Raw genomic sequence first — 18,786 nt, forward strand, 5'->3', positions numbered from 1 at the left:
AGGATTTGATGGCTCGCAGTCAGGCCGCCCGATCACCGCACCTGCCCGGCGACCTCGCCGCGTGGTTCTTCATCTTCGCGGAACTGGCCGTGTTCGGCATTCTGTTCATCGGCTACGGCGTCGCCCGCAGCCTCGACCCGGCCACCTTCGCCGCCGGCAAAGAAGCCCTGCACCCCTGGACCGGCCTGATCAACACCATCGGCCTGATCACCGCCAGCTACTTGGTTGCCCTGGCCGTTCACCGCCTGCGAGACCGAAAACCCGGCGTAGCCGGGCTGCTGTGGGCCGGCATCGCCGCCTCCTGCATCTACACCTTCTTCCACTTCATGCACGTGGTTCTGGGCCAGATCGTCCTGGTGGTATTGGCGGTAAAAGTGAAAAAAGGCGAGTACAACGGCGACGACATGAATGGCATGGAATCCGGCGCATCCTACTGGCATATGGTCGACCTGGTATGGCTGGTGCTGTTCCCCATGTTGTACGTGTTGGCGTAAGGAGACCAAACCATGTTCGCGGTTTACATCATCCTGATGGTTTGCACCATGGCACCGGTGATCGCCATGCAGATGGGCGCTGATGTCTCAGCTCTGGTTTGGCTGGTTTTCGCGTTGGTACTTGTCAAAGCGCTGTTACTGGTTGATCACTTTATGGAGATGAAGCACGCGCCCTTCGGGTGGCGATTGGCGTCGCAGGGCTGGGCGGTTGTGGTTGTTGCGGTGCTTGCGGGGATTCATTTTGTTGCGTGAATTTCGTTGAACTTTCGAGGAAGCCTCAGGCCGGTGGGATAGACTTTCCAAAACACGCTGTGACTGCGCGGAATACCATGAAAATGTTGACAGGAGCGGCCGGGTAGGCCTTTCCAAAACTGTGCGGAGCCATGGATGGCGGAGCCCAAGCGCCACATGGATGTGCCGCAAGGAGCGTGTTTTGGAAAGGCCTACCCGGCTGCGACTCGCTCCAAACCTAGATCTTCACAACAGGCGCCGCGGAAAATAAGGCGGCTTATCACCAATAGCCTGCGCCAAAGCAATCATCCCCCAAAGTACAAACGATGTGTGGAGAACGATGGCCCAGACGATGGCGAAGGTCCAGAAGCTGCCGGTATTGCCGTGTATCAGCCAGGCAATCAGGACACCAGAGCTGATCAGCACGGCGCCCAGTATGGACATATAGACACCCGCCTTGCTGTGAGCACGACGTACCGGATTATCTTCCCCGGACTTCATCGCAATCGAAAGCAACACTAGAAAACCAATAACCGGCAACGCCAGCAAATTCAGCAGGTACCAGATCACCGGGGCCACCGCCCCCGGGGTTTCACTCTTCTGACTGGCCGAATAAGGCATACACCACCTCCATGAGTGCATTGACAGTCACCGCGTCGTCCGACAACGGTTCGATGAGACCGGCGCGGCAGGCTTCAACAGCCGGCACGCCGGAGCGGATCAGATAGGCCGTGTGGATCAACAACCGGGTCGACGCCGCCTCCTCCAGGTCGTGATCTTTCAGCTTGCGCAGAGACGCCGCCAGGCTCACCAGCTGCTTCGCCAGATCAGCGTCACAGCCGGCTTCTTCCTGCACAATCGTCTGCTCAATTTCAGGCTTCGGATAATCAAAACTCATGGACACAAACCGCTGCCGGGTGCTCGGTTTCATGCCCTTGAGCAGGCTCTGGTAGCCCGGGTTGTAGGACACCACCAGCATGAAGCCTGGCGCTGCCTGCAGCAGTTCACCGGTGCGTTCAATGGGCAGTTCCCGGCGATCATCGGCCAGCGGGTGCAACACCACGGTGGTGTCTTTTCGGGCCTCCACCACTTCATCAAGGTAGCAGATGCCACCTTCTCGCACCGCCCGGGTCAGGGGGCCGTCCTGCCAGTAGGTGCCGTCCGGGCCGATCAGATGTCGGCCCACCAGGTCTGAGGCGGTGAGGTCGTCATGGCAGGCGACGGTGTACACCGGCCGGCCCAGTTTTTCGGCCATGTAACGGACAAAGCGTGTTTTACCGCAGCCCGTCGGGCCTTTAATCAGAACCGGTAAGCCATTATCGGCAGCGGCTCTGAACAGTTCCACTTCATTGCCTACTGGCTGGTAGAAAGTCATGGAGCACTATCCTTTTCTTGCGTGGATTCGGGTGGCACAAAACCGGACACCCATTCCGGGAATAACTGAAACATCTGCCTGTCATCGGATCTCTGTATCCGGGTCAGCGCCGCCAGGCAAAGATCGAGCTGGCTAGCCGATCCCTCCAATGCCGATTGATACCAGCCGGCACCCTCTACAGGTTGGCCTTGCCAGGTAACCGCCAACCCTTGCGATTCCAACAACCCCGACACAAACCCCAGTTCCGAAACCGCCGCATGGGTGTTGTTGTGCAGCAACAGGCCAAGGGCGGAACTGTAATCTGCCGCAACATAACGCTGGCCCCGGGTGGGCGTAACGCCCTGGCCCGCCAACGCCTGTATAGCTGCGGTTCCGCCGACCGGATCCGCGCCCGCCACCAGGGATACATCCCGACCCTGCAGTTCTGCCAGCGAGCGGACTCCCGACGTTTTCCGGGTTACCCACACCGGCACCGGGCTTTGCCCTATCGGGTTGACAGCCTTGAGGACCCGTTCACCCCCAACAGACTGTGCGGAGAAAACCAGCTCTGGGCGCAGGGCCCAATCCTCGAATTCTGCTCCCGGCGCGGGCTCGCCCAACTCAACGTTTATGCTTGCCTCGCACCCTTGCCGGTCGAGATATGCCTGCAAACGCTTTTGCGCCACGGTGTACGACGCCAACTCCGAATGCACTCGCAACTCCAGCGCTTCAGCGCCCAAAGCAGGTGCCACAGGCACAAAGCCGGCGGCGACCAACGCCGCGCACCAGCCCCATTGGAATTTACAGCCCCAGCGCATGGGCCCGACTGGTAAAGAAAATACCCGACGGCTTACGGGCCGGCAGGGTGGCCACTTCCTCCAGCGTGCGGGTGCTGTAAACGGTTATCCGGTCGCTGTCCCGGGACGACACCCAGACTTCCTCACCACGGGGCGTGAACTCCATGTGCAGAACAGACTTTCCGGGTTCCAGGCTTCGAATGATCTCCCGTGTCTGGGCGTCAATCACCTGCACCACATCGTTATCCGGATGGGCAAAGCTGACCCAGATCTGGCGGTTGTCCGGGCTCGCCATCACAAACACTGGCTGACCTTGCACCGGAATGCGTTGCACCATGCTCCAGTCATCCATTGTCGCCACCAGCACTTCATGGCGACCAACCGCCGGCACAAACGCGTGGCCATCGGCGATGGCCCAGCCTTCCAGGTGGGGCATCTTGTACACCGGCAGGCGCTGTTCGCCCTTGCCATAATCCGGCAGAATGCTTCGCACGCCCTGCTCCGGTGCCCAAAGGTCCATCATGGACAAGCCGTCTTCACCAAACAGGCCGGCAATGTAGTAACGGCCATCGGGAGTGATCAAAGCATCGTAGGGTTGTTTGCCCGCCGGGTGGCGGGAGACGACCGGCGGCTGCGAAACCATATCCACCGTCCAGATTTCGCCGGCTTCAAACAAGCTGAAAACAAACTGATTGCCCGGTGCGTCCACCAACCCTACGGTTTTGGACTGGTCCTGCTCACCGCTGGCGTTGGTATAGGTTGCCGGCAGGGTCAGTACGTTCTCCAGGGTGCGGCTATCAAAAATGTTCACGCCGCCAGGTTCGTAATTAGACACCGCCACATAACGGCCATCCTGTGAAATGGCGCCGCCGATGCTGTTGCCAGACTGAATCACCCGGTTGACGATGGTCTGGGTCAGCAGGTCGACTTTGGTGAGCCCACCATCGCGACCGAACACATAGCCATAACGGGCATCACGGGAATACACCACCGAGGCATGGGACAAATCACCCAAACCCTCAACCCGGCCGAGAATTTCGTACTCGGAATGGTCAATGACCAGAACGGAGCCTGTGGCCCGTTCAATGATCAGGCCCAGGTCACCAGTGCCCCGCAGATTGTCCGCCGGTGCGGTGGCCACAGACTGGCAACCGGTCAGCACGGCCAACATCAGCAGCGGGAGCGTTAAACGAAACAATGCTTTCATGGCAGTTCCTTGGTTAGTGACGAAGGGCGGTTTCGCGCTTCGTCAGTCACTCAGTAAAGCACCTGACTTCAGCTGCTGGCTTATCCAGTCAATCTCATCGTCCGTCAACAGGGCTTTCCAGGGCGGCATTGCCGTGCCGGGCACCCCTTCGCGGATGATGGCGGCAATCGCAGCTTCCGGCAGCTGGCTCAGATCTTCCGGCCGTAACGGAGGGCCCAGGCCTCCACGCATGGTCAGGCCGTGGCAGGATCCGCAATCCTGAATGACAAAGTTGGTCAACTCCTCCTCGCTGGCGGGCTGCGCGACAGCAACCGGAAGCGCCAACCAGAGGAGCACGGCAACCGGCACTTTCCTCACCCCCGAGGGCCACAAGCTGTTCATCTCGACATCTCCTGTAACCAGGCCTTCATGCTGCGGATACGCCTCATTCATAACCTTGATATTGATTAAACTTTTAACTCACTGCCAGAGATCTTTGGGCATACCCACCTAGGGGTACTCTCTTGAAAAGATGTAAACCCGTGACATTAATCAATGTTCAGAAACAGCAACAAGAGAAACCTAGTAAGCACTCTTGAATACCAAGGAGAGAACCTGATGAGAGTGACCGACATGATGATCAAACCTCTGGCCGTTGCCGTGGCCATTACGTCTATGGGCGTGATGACCGTGCAGGCACAGCCACACAAGAACGTTGATGAAGCCTCCGTAGCCTACGAGGGCACCCCAAGCTCAATCGATGCCGCGTCTGCCAAAGTCGTCCGCACCCCTGGCGCGCCTGACCTGACCGACGAAGAGTTCGCCCGCGCCAAGCAGATTTACTTCGAGCGCTGCGCCGGTTGTCACGGTGTGTTGCGCAAAGGTGCCACGGGCAAGCCGCTGACCACCGACATCACCCAGGAACGGGGCATGGATTACCTGAAAGCCCTGATCAGCTATGGCTCCCCAGCCGGCATGCCGAACTGGCTCACCTCCGGTGACTTCGACGAAGAAACCGTCGAGCTGATGGCCAAGTACATCATGCACGAGCCACCCCAGCCTCCCGAGTTCGGCCTGGCCGACATGAAGGCCACCTGGGAAGTGGTGATCCCGCCCGAGAAGCGCCCCACCAAGCAGATGAACAAGCTGAACCTGGAAAACCTGTTCAGCGTGACCCTGCGTGATGCCGGTGAGATTGCCCTGATCGATGGCGACACCCATGAAATCGCCAAAATCATCAAGACCGGTTACGCCGTGCACATTTCCCGCATGGGTGCTTCAGGACGCTATCTGTTCGTGATCGGCCGTGACGCCCTGGTGAACATGATTGACCTGTGGATGGAAGAGCCGGAAACCGTCGCCAAGATCAAGGTCGGCATGGAAGCTCGCTCGGTTGAAACCTCCAAGTTCAAAGGCTGGGAAGACAAGTACGCCATCGCCGGCACCTACTGGCCACCCCAGTTCGTGATCATGGACGGTGAAACCCTGGAACCCAGGAAAATTGTCGGCACCCGGGGCATGACCGTGGGCGACCAGGAATACCATCCGGAACCCCGTGTTGCCGCTATCGTGGCCTCCCACGCGCATCCAGAGTTCATTATCAACGTCAAGGAAACCGGCAAGATCCTGCTAGCCAACTACGAAGACCTGGACAACATGACCATCACCTCTATCGATGCGGCCAAGTACCTGCACGACGGAGGCTGGGACGCCAGCATGCGTTACTTCCTGACCGCCGCCAACAACTCCGACAAGATCGCCGTTGTGGATGCCCAGGACCGTAACCTGGAGGCTATCGTGGACGTTGGCAAAATCCCCCACCCGGGCCGTGGCGCCAACTTCGTGGATACCGAGCATGGCCCGGTCTGGGCGACCTCTCACCTGGGTGACCCGACCATTCAGTTGATCGGCACTGACCCGAAAAACCATCCAGACAAAGCCTGGAAAGTGGTTCGCACGGTCAACGGCCAGGGCGGTGGTTCCCTGTTCGTGAAAACCCATCCCAAGTCCAAGAACCTCTGGGTAGATACCGCCCTGCACCCGCTGGAAAGCATCAGCCAGAGCGTGGCGGTGTTCGACATCAACAACTTTGATGCCGGCTACGAAGTGCTGCCCATTGCCGAATGGGCAAATCTGGGTGAAGGACCAAAGCGGGTGGTTCAGCCTGAGTACAACGTGAAGGGTGACGAGGTGTGGTTCTCTGTCTGGAATACCCAGGACAAGAAATCCGCCATCGTGGTGGTCGATGACAAGACCCGCAAGCTGAAGAAAGTCATAGACGACGAACGCCTGGTCACACCAACCGGCAAGTTCAACGTCTACAACACCCAGCACGACGTGTACTGATCCCGGCCCCGGCCCGGAGGAGCTATCTGATGAGACTGGACACGGCAGACAGACAACTGATCGACAGGTACCAGCGTGACCTGCCCGTCAGTGAACGCCCCTACGAGGACATGGCCCGAGCACTGGGCCTGACCGAAGAAGAGGTTATCGAAAGACTGTCTGCCCTGCAGGAACAGCAGGTGCTCAGCCGGGTTGGACCGGTGTTTGAGCACAGCCAGGCGGGCGCCAGCCTGCTGGCTGCCGTGGCGGCACCCGATGAACAGATGGATCTGGTGGCCGCCCGGATCAACCGTGCCCCGGGGGTAAACCACAACTATGCCCGGGAGCACACCTACAATCTCTGGTTCGTGATGACAGCACCCAATGACGACATTCTGGAAGAGCGTCTGGACGAACTGGAACACCATTTGAAGCTACCCATGCTAAGACTTCCAATGGTTGAGGGTTATCACATTGATCTTGGCTTCGATATCGACTGGGAGGCGCTGCCATGAACCTGCCCGCCACCCGCCAGGATCAGAACTACCTGTTTGACACCCAGTCCATCAGCGCCTGGGGCTTACTCAGGCTCCGGGAGCAACTGGAAAACGGTCTGCCATTGACCCCAAGACCTTACCTGACCCTGGCCGAGCGCACCGGCCTGACCGAACAGCAAGTTATGCTGGCCGTCAGCCAATGGCAGCAACAAGGACTGATCAAACGCCTTGGCCTTGTGGTGAAACACCGCACCCTGGGGTACCGCGCCAATGCCATGGCCGTCTGGAATGTACCAGACGAACGGGTATCCGAACTGGGCAAAGCACTGGCCGCCTCACCGATCGTTACCCTGTGCTATCAGCGCCCACGGCGCCTGCCAGACTGGCCCTACAACCTGTTTTGCATGATTCACGGCATTGACCGAAACCGTGTTCAAAGCCAGCTCGAACAGCTTGTTCTCGAGCACGGTCTGGAAGGCATCCCCCATGCCGTTCTGTTCAGCAACAAAGCCTACCTCCAGCGCGGAGGACGCTATGTCAGCGACCGCTGAGCAACGCAGCCCTATCGAAGTCCCGGATTTCACGCCGGTCGAGAGGGCAATCATCAACCGACTGCAAACGGGGCTGCCGTTAACCAGAACGCCCTATAAAGACGTGGCCGAGGAAATCGGCATGACCGAACAGGACTTGCTGGACCACCTCAAGGCTCTGCTCGCCAACGGCACCCTGACCCGCTTTGGCCCCATGTTCCATGCCGGCGAAATGGGGGGCGGCCTGACCCTCGCCGCCATGCGCATTCCCGAACAGGACTTTGAACGGGTAACGGAGCAGGTAAACCGCTTTGACGAAGTGGCCCACAACTACCGGCGGGAGCATGAGCTGAATATGTGGTTTGTACTGGCCACCGAAACTCCGGAAGCGATTGCCGACACCATCAGCCAGATTGAAGACCTCACCGGCTACCCGGTTTACAACATGCCCAAGGAGCAGGAATTCCATGTCCACCTCCACTTCCCGATCTGATCACCAACTCTGTGACCGGGATCGGGAACTGATCCTGGCCACCCAGGGCGGGCTGCCTCTGGTGCCCGACCCCTGGGCCGAACTCGGGCACCAGCTCGCTATGCCCGCCGACGAAGTGCTTGCCCGATTCCAGCGTATGCAGGAAACCGGAATTATTCGCCGGGTGGCAGCTGTGCCAGACCATTACAAACTCGGATACCGTTTCAACGGCATGACCGTATGGGATGTCCGCGACGAGGCCATCACTGAACTCGGTGAAAAAGTGGGCGAGTTGCCGTTTGTCAGCCACTGCTACCGGCGCCCCAGGCACCTGCCCTACTGGAGCTATAACCTGTTTGCCATGGTCCACGGCACCAGCCGGGATGAAGTGGAAAACAAAGCACAGCAGATTCGGGAACTACTCGGGGCAAGCTGTTCGGGCCACACCATTCTCTACAGCTCCGCCATCCTGAAAAAAACCGGATTGCGGTTGAGGAAATAGGGAGCAACACCATGTTTCGCATGACCCGCTACATCAAGAGCCTGATGAACCCGGCACCGGTGCGCCCGCTGCCCAAACCCAGTGGCCCGGTGGTGATCTGGAACCTGATCCGCCGCTGCAACCTCACCTGCAAACACTGCTACTCGATCTCTGCCGATATCGATTTCAAGGGCGAGCTGAGCACCCGGGAAGTCTACGCCGTGATGGACGACCTCAAAGCGTTTGGGGTGCCCGTGCTGATTCTCTCTGGCGGTGAGCCCCTGATGCGCCCGGATATTTTCGACATCTCCCATCGCGCCAAGGAAATGGGGTTCTATGTGGGCCTGTCCACCAACGGCACCCTGATTACCGAAGAGAACATTGGCAAGATCAAAGACGTGGGTTACGACTATGTGGGCATCAGCATCGATGGTCTGGAGGCCACCCACGACGAATTCCGCCAGAAAAAGGGTGCCTTCAGGGAATCCATGCACGCCGTGGCCCTGTGCAAGCAGGTTGGCATCAAGGTAGGCCTGCGCTTCACCCTGACCCAGGACAACTACCCGGAATTGCCGGCCATGCTGGAGATGCTCGACGAGCACCAGATCGACAAATTCTACCTGTCGCACCTGAACTACTCCGGCCGCGGCGGTCGCAACAAGAAGCGCGACGCCTGGTACGACATGACCCGCGACGCCATGAACCTGCTGTTCAACCATTGCCACGACGAACTCAAGCGGGGCATCGAGCGGGAATACGTCACCGGCAACAACGACGCCGACGGCCCCTTCCTGATCGAATGGGCCAAGGAACACTACCCGGACCAGGTGGCTGCCCTCACCCAGCGGCTGACCAACTGGGGTGGCAACTCCGCCGGCGTGAACATTTCCAACATCGACAACCTGGGCGTGGTACACCCGGACACCTTCTGGTGGGACCACAACCTGGGCAACGTGCGCCAGACTCCGTTCTCAAAGATCTGGTCTGAAACCACCGACCCGCTGATGCAGGGCTTCCGCCAGCACCCGCGCCCGGTGAAAGGCCGCTGCGCAGACTGCAAATACCTGAACATCTGCAACGGTAACACCCGGGTACGGGCCTATAACGTGTCCGGCGACTTCTGGGAGGAAGACCCCGGCTGCTACCTCACCAATGACGAAATTGGTGTGGTTGGAGACCTGCCACGAAGAGTGGCCGCACCGATTGTCGAAATCCCGGTTCACAACCTGTAAGGAACACGCCATGAACACACATCCACGGAAAAAATGCCTGGTGGAATTCCAGCTGGCGGAACAACCCTTGCGGGCGGGCGAAGTGGCCATTGTCGGCGCCGGCCCCGGTGATCCGGGACTGCTGACCTTGCGGGCCCTGATGCTGATCCAACAGGCCGATGCCATCGTCTACGACCGGCTGGTCTCACCCCAGATCATGGAACTGGTCAACCCCCGGGCCGAACGTATCCATGTGGGTAAGGCCAGTGGTTGCCACTACGTGCCCCAGGAAGAAACCAACGAATTGCTGGTGCAACTGGCCATGAAACAGCGTCGGGTGGTTCGCCTGAAAGGTGGCGACCCCTACATCTTCGGCCGCGGGGGCGAAGAGGCCGAGTTCCTGGTGGAGAACGACATCGACTTCCAGGTTGTGCCCGGCATTACCTCGGCAGCTGGCTGTGCCTCCTACTGCGGCATTCCCCTGACCCACCGGGACTATTCCCAGAGCGTGACTTTTGTCACCGGCCACCGCAAGGCCGACCATAGCCTGGAGCTGAACTGGCAGGTACTGGCTGCGCCGGGCCAAACCCGGGTGTTCTACATGGGGTTGCACAACGCCCCCACCATTGTCCGGGAACTGACCGCCCACGGACTGTCCGGGCAGTGCCCGGTGGCCCTGGTAGAACGGGGTACGACTCCGCTTCAGCACATGACCGTCACCACCCTGGACAACCTGGTGGAGACCATTGCCCGGGAAGACTTCCAACCACCCACGCTGATTATAGTAGGGGAAGTGGTACAGCTGGCGGAAAAACTGGCCCGCCCGGCGCAAGCCGGCTGGAACAGCGCCCTGACCGGCCCGGCGGCAACCGTCGCCCGCCGGCCGGCCTGAGCACCTTATTCTGAACAATCTGGACCGGGAGCCGTTGCTGGTGAATCTCAACAAACCGCGCATTCAACTGACCAAAGCACTGGTGATTGCCGCCGCTCTGATAGCAGGCCCGGCGGCCAGCGACACCGTGGATACAGACACCCTGTACCTGCAACACTGCGCCGCCTGCCATGGTACCGACCGCCTCGGCGGCATGGGCCCGGCCCTGTTGCCGGATAATTTGTCCCGGCTCAGAAAAGCTGACGCCGAAAACGTCATTCGCAAGGGCCGGGCCGCCACCCAGATGATGGGCTATGAAACCGTCCTGAACGACCAGCAGATCACCGCTCTGACCGAGTTCATGTACCAGGCGCCAACACACCCGCTGAAATGGGGCGAAGCCGAAATCCGCAATAGCCGGGAGGTTATCCACCCTGAAGGCGCCTTACCCGACGACCCGGTATTCGAAGCCGACCTGATGAACCTGTTCCTGGTAGTAGAAATCGGCGACCACCACGTCACCCTGCTGGATGGCGACAGCATGGAACCGATTCACCGCTTCCCCAGCCGCTTTGCCTTGCACGGCGGCCCCAAATACAGCCCGGATGGCCGCTACGTGTACTTTGGTTCACGGGATGGCTGGATCACCAAATACGACATCTACAACCTGAAAGTGGTGGCGGAAGTCCGCGCTGGAATCAACATGCGCAACATCGCTGTCTCGGCTGACGGCAACTACGTGATGGCCGCCAACTACCTTCCTCACACCCTGGTATTGTTTGATGCCGCCAATCTGGACATGCTGGATCTCATCCCCGTCGACAACGACGCCGGTGAAACCTCCCGGGTCAGCGCCGTCTACACCGCGCCACCACGCGGCAGCTTCATCGCCGCCCTGAAAGACATACCCGAAGCCTGGGAAATCACCGTTGAAAACCGCAAGGCCAACGTGCGCCGGATGACCACCGACACCCTGCTGGATGACTTCTTCTTCGACCCCGGCTACCAACACCTCATTGGCGCCGCCCGCGACGGCAAGCACGGCGTAGTCATCGACCTGGACACCGGCAACACCACCGCCGAACTGCCACTACCGGGCATGCCCCACCTGGGCTCCGGCATCACCTGGGAACACGAAGGCCACCGCGTAATGGCCACCCCCCACTTCCGGGCCGGCGCCATCGCCATCATCGACATGGACACCTGGCAGGTGATCAAAACCCTGGACACCGAAGGCCCGGGCTTCTTCATGCGCAGCCATGAAAACTCCCGCTACGCCTGGGCAGACGTATTCTTCGGCCCCAACGCCGACAAGGTCCACATCATCGACAAACAAACCCTGGAAATCGCCAAAACCCTGCAGCCGGAACCCGGCAAAGTCGCCGCCCACGTGGAATTCGACCGCCATGGTGAGAAACTGCTACTAAGCATCTGGGACGACGACGGCGCCATCATTGTTTACGACGCCGACACGCTCGAAGAAGAAAAGCGCATTCCAATGAAAAAGCCGTCCGGTAAGTACAACGTGTGGAACAAGATTAATTACGAGGAGGGAACCAGCCACTAAGTGGCTCGCTAATTACCTAGCCTTCAAGGTTGTGCCTTTGCCACAGGTGGGGAGGCTCTTTCCGAAACACGCTCCTTGCGGCACATCCATGTGTCGCTTGGGCTCCGCCATCCCTGGCTCCGCACAGTTTCGGAAAGAGCCTCCCCACCTGTGGCATCCAGCATCGGCAATATACTTATCGATTTCATCAAATAAGCTTAATTATATAAGTCATTTTGGATGTTTGTTTTATGGTAGGATAATTGACCTACGCCAATGTCGCGAAGGTTAGATTATGAACAGCAGTTTCAGGCCACCCATGGCCTCCGCACCCTGCTTGCTGGGGGATGAAACCAACGACATCATCCGCTACGACACCGCCCCTGCGGAAGTGGCCCTGCTGAACGGCCTGAGCCATGCGTTCGGGATCTGCCTGAATGAAAAACAGGACACCCCCGAAGCCCTGTTCCTGAGTGACCTCGCCCGCCTGTTCCACCAAAAACGCATCGACGCCGAAACACCACTGGAAAAACACGACCGTCCCTGGGCCAACGTGTACCTCATCCAGTACGGCATCCTCCGACTGTTCAGGGAATCCCCGACCGGCAAAGTGGCCATTCATCACTTCTTCACCGAAGGCGACCTGATCTGGCCGGTGTTCGGGCGCAGCCGCACCGTGCGCAATACCCTGTGCCTTACCAGCGTGCTGCCCGCCACCGTTTGGGTTGCCGATTTCGCGGCTTTCCGGTCAGCTATTCAGAGCCACGGCGACGGATTGTGGGCCAGATTTGCCCTGGTACTGACCGAGGAAATGGCAGAGCTCACCAGTATGCGGGAATATCGCAAGCACACTATGTCTGCCAAAGAACGCTACGCCCTTCTGGTGGACGAATACCCGGAACTGATCAAACGGGTACCGGATAACCAGCTTGCCTCGTGGCTTGGTGTTGTACCCGCCACTTTCTCCCGACTGAAAACTGCAGCAAAGGCTTGAACCGGCCAATTTGAGACATCACGCACAAAGCTGCCCAATGACCGCCATGCCAAGGGCCTGAGACCCGTCAACGTGCAAATTATGCCATTTTGACGCGGCCCTTTGCTGATCAGGCCAATAAACCTCTCCGCCACATACGTAACATCCTGTTCCGTTCCGTAAACAAATACGAAAAGTCGTAACATGGGGTGTTGCACAATGAAGTTGCAGTCAAGCCGTCTGCCGGTTGCTTCGATGAAAGGATTACTGGCAAGTTCCATTGCCATCATGCTGACCGGGTGCCTGAGCACAGGAGGTGAAGCCACCTCCAACGATGCCACAGGCGCCGGCAACGGTTCCGACGGTCAGGATGGGCGCGCGTTTTCCACAGTGAACGTGGCCTTCGACCCGGCGAACCAGGTTCTGCCGTTTCCCACCAACCTGCTGTTCGAAGCAGATGCCAGTGCGCCGAAAGACGGCACCATCAACGCGCCGGTAGCAGACCCGGAAGCCTCCTCTGCCGCACTGGTTCAAGGACTGAACGAGCTGGATGGCTTCTCCACCATCGCTCCCTGGCGCGTCGCCTTTACCGGTGATGTGGATGCGGCCAGCTTGCAGGCAGGCAACACAGTTCGCGTGTTCCGGATGACCACGGCCGCCAACACCTACCCGGAGCGGGTTCAACCCACCGCCGTCGACCGCGAGCTGGTACCGGAAACCGATTACCGTGTGCAGTACAACGCTGAAGCCCGCGAGCTGTTGATCGTTCCCACCCGCGCCCTGGAGAAAGGCACCAGCTATACCGCCGTCATTACCAAAGGCGTGCTGGACCCTGACGGCGCGTTGGTTGGCAGCCCGTTGCAATGGTCCATTGCCAAAGGCACTAACCTGCTGGACCAGTGCGACAGCCCGGACCGCTCCGACCCAGCCCTGTTGCAGTGCACCACCAACCCGGCCATCGCACCGTTGGTGGAGGACAGCCGTTTCGGCCTGAGCCGGGATGATCTGTTGCTGGGCTGGGGTGTGACCACGCAGCAACAGGACGACACCTTCCTGGCAGCCGCCCAGGCCATCAAGAACAACCAGCTTTCGATGCCCGGCAATGGCAGCACAACCTGCCAGACGGCCATCTGTTTTCTGACCATCGGCTCGCTACTAGGCCAGGATGCTCCGAAGGCTCCGGGCGACAAAGCCATCATCTACCCGGGAACTATCCAGCTGCCATCGTTTATCGCAACACCTGATAACGTGGATATCTGGGGCAACAGCCCGGCGACGGACGAGGTTGTACTTTCAACCAAGTGGACCTGTGAAGCTGGAAGCTGCAACTCGGACGATGCCCGCGGCCTAAGCAACGGTGGTGAAGCCCAGATGCCCCAACTGACAACCTGGAACACCGTTCCCGTGGTACTTGCCGTGCCAGACCCGAGCGCGTCCGGGGTGCCCGCGCGCCCTGCGGGTGGTTATCCCCTGGTGATTTTCCAACACGCCATCCAGCAGGACAGAACCAATGCCCTGGCCATTGCCTCCGAGCTTGCCCGGAAAGGATTCGCAGTGATTGCCATCGACATGCCCCTGCACGGACTGGTGCGCAGCCAGTTACCGACCGACGACAGCCGGTTGGCCCTGCACGCGGCCAACCTGAACGACCAGCTCTATAACTCATCGCTGAACGCCGCAAGGGACATCATTCCCCTGAAAATCGAGCGCACCTATTATCTGGACCTCGTTGGCGGTGACGACGATACTTCCGATGGCATCATCGACGGCTCCGGCGCGCACTTCCTGAACCCGTCACAACCACTCACCCAGCGCGACACCTTGCGCCAGGGCGGCCTGGATCTGGTTTCGCTTGCCCATTACATTCGCAGTGGCCAGATGAGCCAGTGCGGTATGGCCGACGCCCTGTTCGGCGAGGCGGGTTTGCTGAAAACCTGCAATGCCAGCCGCTTTAACATCAATCTGTTCAATCACGTCAACTTCAACGAACTCCACTTCCTCGGCCATTCCGTGGGCAACATCGTTGCCGCACCGTTCCTGGCCCAGGCCCCGGACATTCGTTCCGTTGCCATGCTGACCCCCACAGGCGGCATCATGGAAACCCTGGCGGCCTCTGACACCATCGGGCCACAACTGGCTTCAGGCTTGGCGGAATCCGGCGTGTTTCCGGGCACCGAGGACTACTTCCGATTCTTTGCGGTGGTGCAGGCCGCCATTGATTCGGTGGACCCGCTCAATCACGCACAGGCCATCGCCAACCCGGTGGATGCCAATGGAGAGAGTTTCGCCCGCCCGGTATATCTCTCGCAGGTAGTCGGCAATGATGGCACCGAGGCCAGCCCGTCTGACCTGGTGTTGCCACCCTCGGTGGGCCAGAACGCACCGCTTGCCGGCAGCACCCCGCTGGCTAACGCCATGGGGCTGGAGTTTGTCCGCCAGGGCAACCTGGACAACGGCAAGGTAACTCCCTCAACCCAAGCCGACGGCACCACGCCACAGGGCCTGCAAATTGCCGTGCCTTTCCGCTTCGGCGCGCATTCCTCGCCGCTGCTGCCAGACACCCTGGTAGACGACCCTCGCAGCGATGAACCCGATGCCACCGTGGCGCTGCCAAACGGAGAAGAAGTCCACTTTGAAATGCAGATGCAGGTGGCGGATTTCTTCAGCACCCCTTCTGAACTCACCGTTATCGAAGAATTTATCGACGTTCGTCTGTGACCCGTTAACAGGACAGTATTATGTTTTCTGCAAACACTCCGCTGCGGGCATGGCTGCCCGTAGCCATCATGGCTGCCTCATCGACTGCACACGGCGCCGGTCTGGAACTGACCCAGCACGGCACCAAGGAAACAGGCCATGGCTTTGCCGGCACTGCGGCCCTGCTGGAAGACGCTTCGGTGGTTGCCCACAACCCGGCAGGCCTGCTGCGCTTGAGCGGCACCCAGACCAGTCTTGGCGTGAGCGCCATCTACGCCGACCTGAACTACAACGTGCGCGTGCAGCGGGAAAAAATCGAGCTGCCCTATGGCCTGGATCCAACACCGGTGAGTGGTCCGGGCAACGCCACCAGTAAGGAAGTGTCCATCGCGCCACATCTTTACCTCGCCCACAGGATCAGCGACGACGCCGCTGTGGGCGTCGGCATCTATGCACCGTTTGCCTCGGGCAGTGACTTCCCCACAGGTTGGGCTGGCCGTTATCACTCCGAGGAAACCTCCCAGACTACAGTGAACATCAATCCGGTGTTCGCGTTCCGCGTTACCGACACGGTGACGGTTGGTTTTGGTGGTTTCATCCAGATGTACGACGCCAAGCTCACCAACCAGATTGATACCGGTTATCTGGTTGCGGAAGCCCTGGTGGATCGAGTTCGGGAACAGGAAGGCGAAGCCGCTGCCCGCGCCACGGCGGAAGATGCCGTCGCCCGCATTGGCTCACAGTTCGATATCGAGAACGACATTGAAATTGACAGCATGGCCTTCGGCCTGAGCTTTGGCTTGTTGTGGGAATACAGCGACCGAACCCGTTTCGGGCTGAATTACCGCAGCCGCACCGAGCACGTGGCCACCGGCCAGGCCACGCGAAAAGAAGTGTTTGACCCGGAGTTCCGGGAACGCCTGGTACAAACAGTTCAGGGCTTCGCCAACATCACCGAGGAAGATGCCCGGGATGCCGTTGCCTCCGCGTTCGATGAGCGTGGCGCCCTGGGCGGCGACCTGGAATCCACCATCACCCTGCCCGATGTACTGACGCTGAGCGCCTTCCATCAGTGGACAGACCGCATAGCGGTGATGGGCAGCGTCACCTACACCAACTGGAGTGTGTATGACGAACTGCGTTTATCGTACGTAGACACCTCTGCCCGGGGTGGCTCAGACATTACCGAAAGCGGTGACGATGTGCGCCGGCGCGACCTGGTTCAACCTCTGAAATTCGAGGACAGCTATCGCGTTGGCGTGGGTGCCAGCTATGCCTGGGATGACCGCCTGACCCTCAGGACCGGCGCCAGCTTTGACCAGAGCCCCCTGCGCAACTCGGATTTCCGCACCCCGAGGGGGCCGGATAACGACCGTTACATCGTCGGCCTGGGGGCCAGCTATCAGTGGTGGGACAACCTGTCGGTTGATCTGGCCTACTCCTGGATTCGAATCACTGAGGGTGATGTAACCGCAGTGGAGAACCCGGCGGGCAGCAACCATCGGGCTATTGGCACCAGTGAGGGCACACTGCACAACCTGGCGGCCCAGGTGAACTATCGGTTCTGATGGCGCCGCAATAAAAACCGACAGAAACAACAAGGGCAGAGGTCACCCCCTGCCCTTGTTCGCGTTTAACGAATCACAAATCCGTCAATCAGCCATGCAGCTTTACTGCCAGCTCCGCCACATGCTTGCCCTGATAGCGGGCAATGTTGAGTTCTTTTTCACTGGGCTGGCGTGAACCATCACCACCAGCAATGGTGGAGGCGCCATAGGGCGTGCCGCCATTAACTTCGGAGATATCGAAGAAGTCCGGAATGCCGTAACCAAGAGGCACGATCACCATGCCGTGGTGCGCCAGCGTAGTCCAGAAGGAGCTGATCGTGTGCTCCTGCCCGCCACCGGTGCCGGTTGAGGTAAACACACTCGCCACTTTTCCGTGCAGCTTGCCTTCGGCCCACAAGCCGCCGGTCTGGTCCAGGAAGGTGCGCATCTGGCCGGCCATATTACCGAACCGGGTCGGGGTGCCGAAAATGATGGCGTCATAATCCGCCAGCTCAGCCGGCGTGGCCACCGGGGCCGCCTGATCGGCCTTGCCGCCGGCATTCAGGAATGTCTGGTCTGCCATGGTCTCCGGCACCCGCTTCACCACCACATCGGCACCTGAAACACTTTTTGCACCCTCAGCCACGGTGTTCGCCATGGTTTCCATGTGGCCATACATTGAGTAATAAAGAACCAGTACTTTTGCCATCGGATAATCTCCTTGTTCGCTATGAATGATCACAGCGTAACGGGCCGGGGCAAATGGTTAAAACGGAAGATTTCCGACAGGTCATTCAGTTTTTCTGAACATGGTCACAGGATGTTCATGGCATTTATTTGCGTACACGTGTACGCTGAGCTGCATTATACTTTCCGTTCGTACAGACAACCGCAGATGAACATCCCGATGAACCAGGCCCAGACCACCGCAGAATCCCTCCACAACCGCATCGAGGAATGGATTAACAGCGCTACCCACGGCCTTGGCGCTGTTCTCAGCGTTATCGGAACGGTCGCCCTGATAGTCGGTGCCAGCCAGATGGGGGATGTCTGGAAGATTGTCAGCTTCAGCGTGTTCGGGGCCTCCCTGATTCTGCTGTATATGGCCTCTGCGCTTTACCACGGCACCCGCCATCCAAAACTGAAAACCGCATTCAAAACCCTGGATCACTGCGCCATCTTTCTGTTGATCGCTGGCACCTACACACCTTTCCTTCTGGTCAATCTGCGCGGCACCACCGGCTGGACTTTATTTGCAGTCATCTGGTCCCTGGCGCTGACCGGGGTGGTGCTGAAAGTAATCTTCAAGAACCGATTCAAGCTGGCCAGGGTGGGCATTTACGTGGCCATGGGCTGGCTGATCATCTTCGCCTCATCCGATCTGGTTGCCAATCTCAGCCAGACCGCGCTGTATCTGACCATTGCCGGGGGCATTGTCTACACCGCCGGCGTGGCGTTCTATCTGGCTGACCGTATTCCCTACATGCACGCCATCTGGCACCTGTTTGTCATCGGCGGCAGTGCCTGCCATTTCAGCGCCATCTATTTCGGTGTTCTGCCTCATACAGTCTGAG

Annotated in this window: 20 protein-coding genes; 14 read left to right on the top strand and 6 right to left on the bottom strand. The window is 59.2% G+C overall.

Annotation, left to right across the window (positions count from 1 at the left end; all coding sequences use genetic code 11):
* Positions 1-8 precede the first annotated feature (8 nt).
* Entirely contained in the window at positions 9-494 is a 486-nt protein-coding gene (locus ACNSOI_RS15730; RefSeq protein ID WP_420194494.1) for a cytochrome c oxidase subunit 3, read from the top strand.
* Positions 495-506: 12 nt separating this feature from the next.
* The gene (locus tag ACNSOI_RS15735; RefSeq protein WP_420194495.1) at positions 507-746 is read left to right on the top strand and encodes a cytochrome C oxidase subunit IV family protein; all 240 of its coding nucleotides are present in this window, start codon (positions 507-509) and stop codon (positions 744-746) included.
* Positions 747-971: 225 nt separating this feature from the next.
* Here ACNSOI_RS15735 and ACNSOI_RS15740 read toward each other — a convergent pair whose 3' ends face one another.
* Genes ACNSOI_RS15740 through ACNSOI_RS15760 form a run of 5 tightly spaced genes read right to left on the bottom strand, consistent with a single transcriptional unit; the run spans position 972 to position 4,464 of the window.
* The gene (locus ACNSOI_RS15740; RefSeq protein WP_420194496.1) at positions 972-1,346 is read right to left on the bottom strand and encodes a hypothetical protein; all 375 of its coding nucleotides are present in this window, start codon (positions 1,344-1,346) and stop codon (positions 972-974) included.
* Positions 1,318-2,100, bottom strand: coding sequence for a CbbQ/NirQ/NorQ/GpvN family protein (locus ACNSOI_RS15745; RefSeq protein WP_420194497.1), 783 nt, complete (start codon positions 2,098-2,100; stop codon positions 1,318-1,320). Before ACNSOI_RS15745 ends, ACNSOI_RS15740 begins: the two co-directional genes overlap by 29 nt.
* A complete protein-coding gene (locus ACNSOI_RS15750; protein ID WP_420194498.1) occupies positions 2,097-2,897 on the bottom strand; it encodes a hypothetical protein in 801 nt (266 codons plus the stop codon). Before ACNSOI_RS15750 ends, ACNSOI_RS15745 begins: the two co-directional genes overlap by 4 nt.
* Positions 2,881-4,083: a cytochrome D1 domain-containing protein gene (locus ACNSOI_RS15755; RefSeq protein WP_420194499.1), complete on the bottom strand. Its 1,203-nt coding sequence runs from the start codon at positions 4,081-4,083 to the stop codon at positions 2,881-2,883. Before ACNSOI_RS15755 ends, ACNSOI_RS15750 begins: the two co-directional genes overlap by 17 nt.
* 42 nt (positions 4,084-4,125) lie before the next feature.
* Complete coding sequence (locus tag ACNSOI_RS15760) at positions 4,126-4,464, bottom strand: c-type cytochrome (protein ID WP_420194500.1); 339 nt, start codon at positions 4,462-4,464, stop codon at positions 4,126-4,128.
* 216 nt (positions 4,465-4,680) lie between these two features.
* Here ACNSOI_RS15760 and ACNSOI_RS15765 point away from each other — a divergent pair, with 216 nt between their 5' ends.
* From ACNSOI_RS15765 to ACNSOI_RS15815, 11 genes are all read left to right on the top strand, one after another.
* The gene (locus ACNSOI_RS15765; RefSeq protein ID WP_420194501.1) at positions 4,681-6,408 is read left to right on the top strand and encodes a cytochrome D1 domain-containing protein; all 1,728 of its coding nucleotides are present in this window, start codon (positions 4,681-4,683) and stop codon (positions 6,406-6,408) included.
* Positions 6,409-6,437: 29 nt separating this feature from the next.
* On the top strand, positions 6,438-6,902 hold the full coding sequence (locus ACNSOI_RS15770; RefSeq protein ID WP_420194502.1) for an AsnC family transcriptional regulator: 465 nt from the start codon (positions 6,438-6,440) through the stop codon (positions 6,900-6,902).
* Positions 6,899-7,435 (top strand): AsnC family protein, encoded by a 537-nt coding sequence (locus ACNSOI_RS15775; protein ID WP_420194503.1) that lies wholly within the window; start codon positions 6,899-6,901, stop codon positions 7,433-7,435. Before ACNSOI_RS15770 ends, ACNSOI_RS15775 begins: the two co-directional genes overlap by 4 nt.
* The gene (locus ACNSOI_RS15780) at positions 7,419-7,907 is read left to right on the top strand and encodes an Lrp/AsnC family transcriptional regulator (RefSeq protein ID WP_420194504.1); all 489 of its coding nucleotides are present in this window, start codon (positions 7,419-7,421) and stop codon (positions 7,905-7,907) included. Before ACNSOI_RS15775 ends, ACNSOI_RS15780 begins: the two co-directional genes overlap by 17 nt.
* A complete protein-coding gene (locus tag ACNSOI_RS15785) occupies positions 7,882-8,388 on the top strand; it encodes an Lrp/AsnC family transcriptional regulator (protein WP_420194505.1) in 507 nt (168 codons plus the stop codon). Before ACNSOI_RS15780 ends, ACNSOI_RS15785 begins: the two co-directional genes overlap by 26 nt.
* 11 nt (positions 8,389-8,399) lie before the next feature.
* Positions 8,400-9,599 (top strand): heme d1 biosynthesis radical SAM protein NirJ, encoded by a 1,200-nt coding sequence (gene nirJ, locus ACNSOI_RS15790; protein WP_420194506.1) that lies wholly within the window; start codon positions 8,400-8,402, stop codon positions 9,597-9,599.
* A gap of 10 nt (positions 9,600-9,609) precedes the next feature.
* Positions 9,610-10,470 carry a uroporphyrinogen-III C-methyltransferase gene (gene cobA, locus ACNSOI_RS15795; RefSeq protein ID WP_106694676.1) on the top strand — a complete coding sequence of 287 codons (861 nt, stop codon included), beginning with the start codon at positions 9,610-9,612 and terminating at the stop codon, positions 10,468-10,470.
* Between the two features lie 40 nt (positions 10,471-10,510).
* On the top strand, positions 10,511-12,016 hold the full coding sequence (locus ACNSOI_RS15800) for a cytochrome D1 domain-containing protein (protein ID WP_420194507.1): 1,506 nt from the start codon (positions 10,511-10,513) through the stop codon (positions 12,014-12,016).
* 274 nt (positions 12,017-12,290) lie between these two features.
* Positions 12,291-12,989: a Crp/Fnr family transcriptional regulator gene (locus ACNSOI_RS15805; RefSeq protein ID WP_152438993.1), complete on the top strand. Its 699-nt coding sequence runs from the start codon at positions 12,291-12,293 to the stop codon at positions 12,987-12,989.
* Positions 12,990-13,187: 198 nt separating this feature from the next.
* The gene (locus ACNSOI_RS15810; RefSeq protein WP_420194508.1) at positions 13,188-15,686 is read left to right on the top strand and encodes a hypothetical protein; all 2,499 of its coding nucleotides are present in this window, start codon (positions 13,188-13,190) and stop codon (positions 15,684-15,686) included.
* Positions 15,687-15,706: 20 nt separating this feature from the next.
* The gene (locus tag ACNSOI_RS15815; RefSeq protein ID WP_420194509.1) at positions 15,707-17,233 is read left to right on the top strand and encodes an OmpP1/FadL family transporter; all 1,527 of its coding nucleotides are present in this window, start codon (positions 15,707-15,709) and stop codon (positions 17,231-17,233) included.
* Positions 17,234-17,321: 88 nt separating this feature from the next.
* On the opposite strand, the gene wrbA is transcribed toward ACNSOI_RS15815, so the two are convergent.
* Positions 17,322-17,921, bottom strand: a complete 600-nt coding sequence (wrbA, locus tag ACNSOI_RS15820; protein ID WP_152438996.1) for an NAD(P)H:quinone oxidoreductase — start codon at positions 17,919-17,921, stop codon at positions 17,322-17,324.
* 186 nt (positions 17,922-18,107) lie between these two features.
* Between wrbA and trhA the strand changes: the two genes are divergently transcribed.
* The gene (gene trhA / locus ACNSOI_RS15825; protein ID WP_420194510.1) at positions 18,108-18,785 is read left to right on the top strand and encodes a PAQR family membrane homeostasis protein TrhA; all 678 of its coding nucleotides are present in this window, start codon (positions 18,108-18,110) and stop codon (positions 18,783-18,785) included.
* The last annotated feature ends 1 nt before the right edge of the window (position 18,786 follow it).

Origin of the sequence: Marinobacter sp. GH_1, assembly GCF_048595985.1 — a bacterium.
Classification (GTDB): domain Bacteria; phylum Pseudomonadota; class Gammaproteobacteria; order Pseudomonadales; family Oleiphilaceae; genus Marinobacter; species Marinobacter shengliensis.

Bases quoted from the DNA above. Each gene is read 5' to 3' on its own strand.
- ACNSOI_RS15750 (WP_420194498.1), bottom strand. From the start codon at position 2,897: ATGCGCTGGGGCTGTAAATTCCAATGGGGCTGGTGCGCGGCGTTGGTC.
- wrbA (WP_152438996.1), bottom strand. From the start codon at position 17,921: ATGGCAAAAGTACTGGTTCTTTATTACTCAATGTATGGCCACATGGAA.
- ACNSOI_RS15780 (WP_420194504.1), top strand. From the start codon at position 7,419: ATGTCAGCGACCGCTGAGCAACGCAGCCCTATCGAAGTCCCGGATTTC.
- ACNSOI_RS15760 (WP_420194500.1), bottom strand. From the start codon at position 4,464: ATGAACAGCTTGTGGCCCTCGGGGGTGAGGAAAGTGCCGGTTGCCGTG.
- ACNSOI_RS15770 (WP_420194502.1), top strand. From the start codon at position 6,438: ATGAGACTGGACACGGCAGACAGACAACTGATCGACAGGTACCAGCGT.
- ACNSOI_RS15815 (WP_420194509.1), top strand. From the start codon at position 15,707: ATGTTTTCTGCAAACACTCCGCTGCGGGCATGGCTGCCCGTAGCCATC.
- ACNSOI_RS15805 (WP_152438993.1), top strand. From the start codon at position 12,291: ATGAACAGCAGTTTCAGGCCACCCATGGCCTCCGCACCCTGCTTGCTG.
- ACNSOI_RS15740 (WP_420194496.1), bottom strand. From the start codon at position 1,346: ATGCCTTATTCGGCCAGTCAGAAGAGTGAAACCCCGGGGGCGGTGGCC.
- cobA (WP_106694676.1), top strand. From the start codon at position 9,610: ATGAACACACATCCACGGAAAAAATGCCTGGTGGAATTCCAGCTGGCG.
- ACNSOI_RS15810 (WP_420194508.1), top strand. From the start codon at position 13,188: ATGAAGTTGCAGTCAAGCCGTCTGCCGGTTGCTTCGATGAAAGGATTA.
- ACNSOI_RS15735 (WP_420194495.1), top strand. From the start codon at position 507: ATGTTCGCGGTTTACATCATCCTGATGGTTTGCACCATGGCACCGGTG.
- ACNSOI_RS15730 (WP_420194494.1), top strand. From the start codon at position 9: ATGGCTCGCAGTCAGGCCGCCCGATCACCGCACCTGCCCGGCGACCTC.
- nirJ (WP_420194506.1), top strand. From the start codon at position 8,400: ATGTTTCGCATGACCCGCTACATCAAGAGCCTGATGAACCCGGCACCG.
- ACNSOI_RS15755 (WP_420194499.1), bottom strand. From the start codon at position 4,083: ATGAAAGCATTGTTTCGTTTAACGCTCCCGCTGCTGATGTTGGCCGTG.
- ACNSOI_RS15745 (WP_420194497.1), bottom strand. From the start codon at position 2,100: ATGACTTTCTACCAGCCAGTAGGCAATGAAGTGGAACTGTTCAGAGCC.
- ACNSOI_RS15765 (WP_420194501.1), top strand. From the start codon at position 4,681: ATGAGAGTGACCGACATGATGATCAAACCTCTGGCCGTTGCCGTGGCC.
- trhA (WP_420194510.1), top strand. From the start codon at position 18,108: ATGAACATCCCGATGAACCAGGCCCAGACCACCGCAGAATCCCTCCAC.
- ACNSOI_RS15785 (WP_420194505.1), top strand. From the start codon at position 7,882: ATGTCCACCTCCACTTCCCGATCTGATCACCAACTCTGTGACCGGGAT.
- ACNSOI_RS15775 (WP_420194503.1), top strand. From the start codon at position 6,899: ATGAACCTGCCCGCCACCCGCCAGGATCAGAACTACCTGTTTGACACC.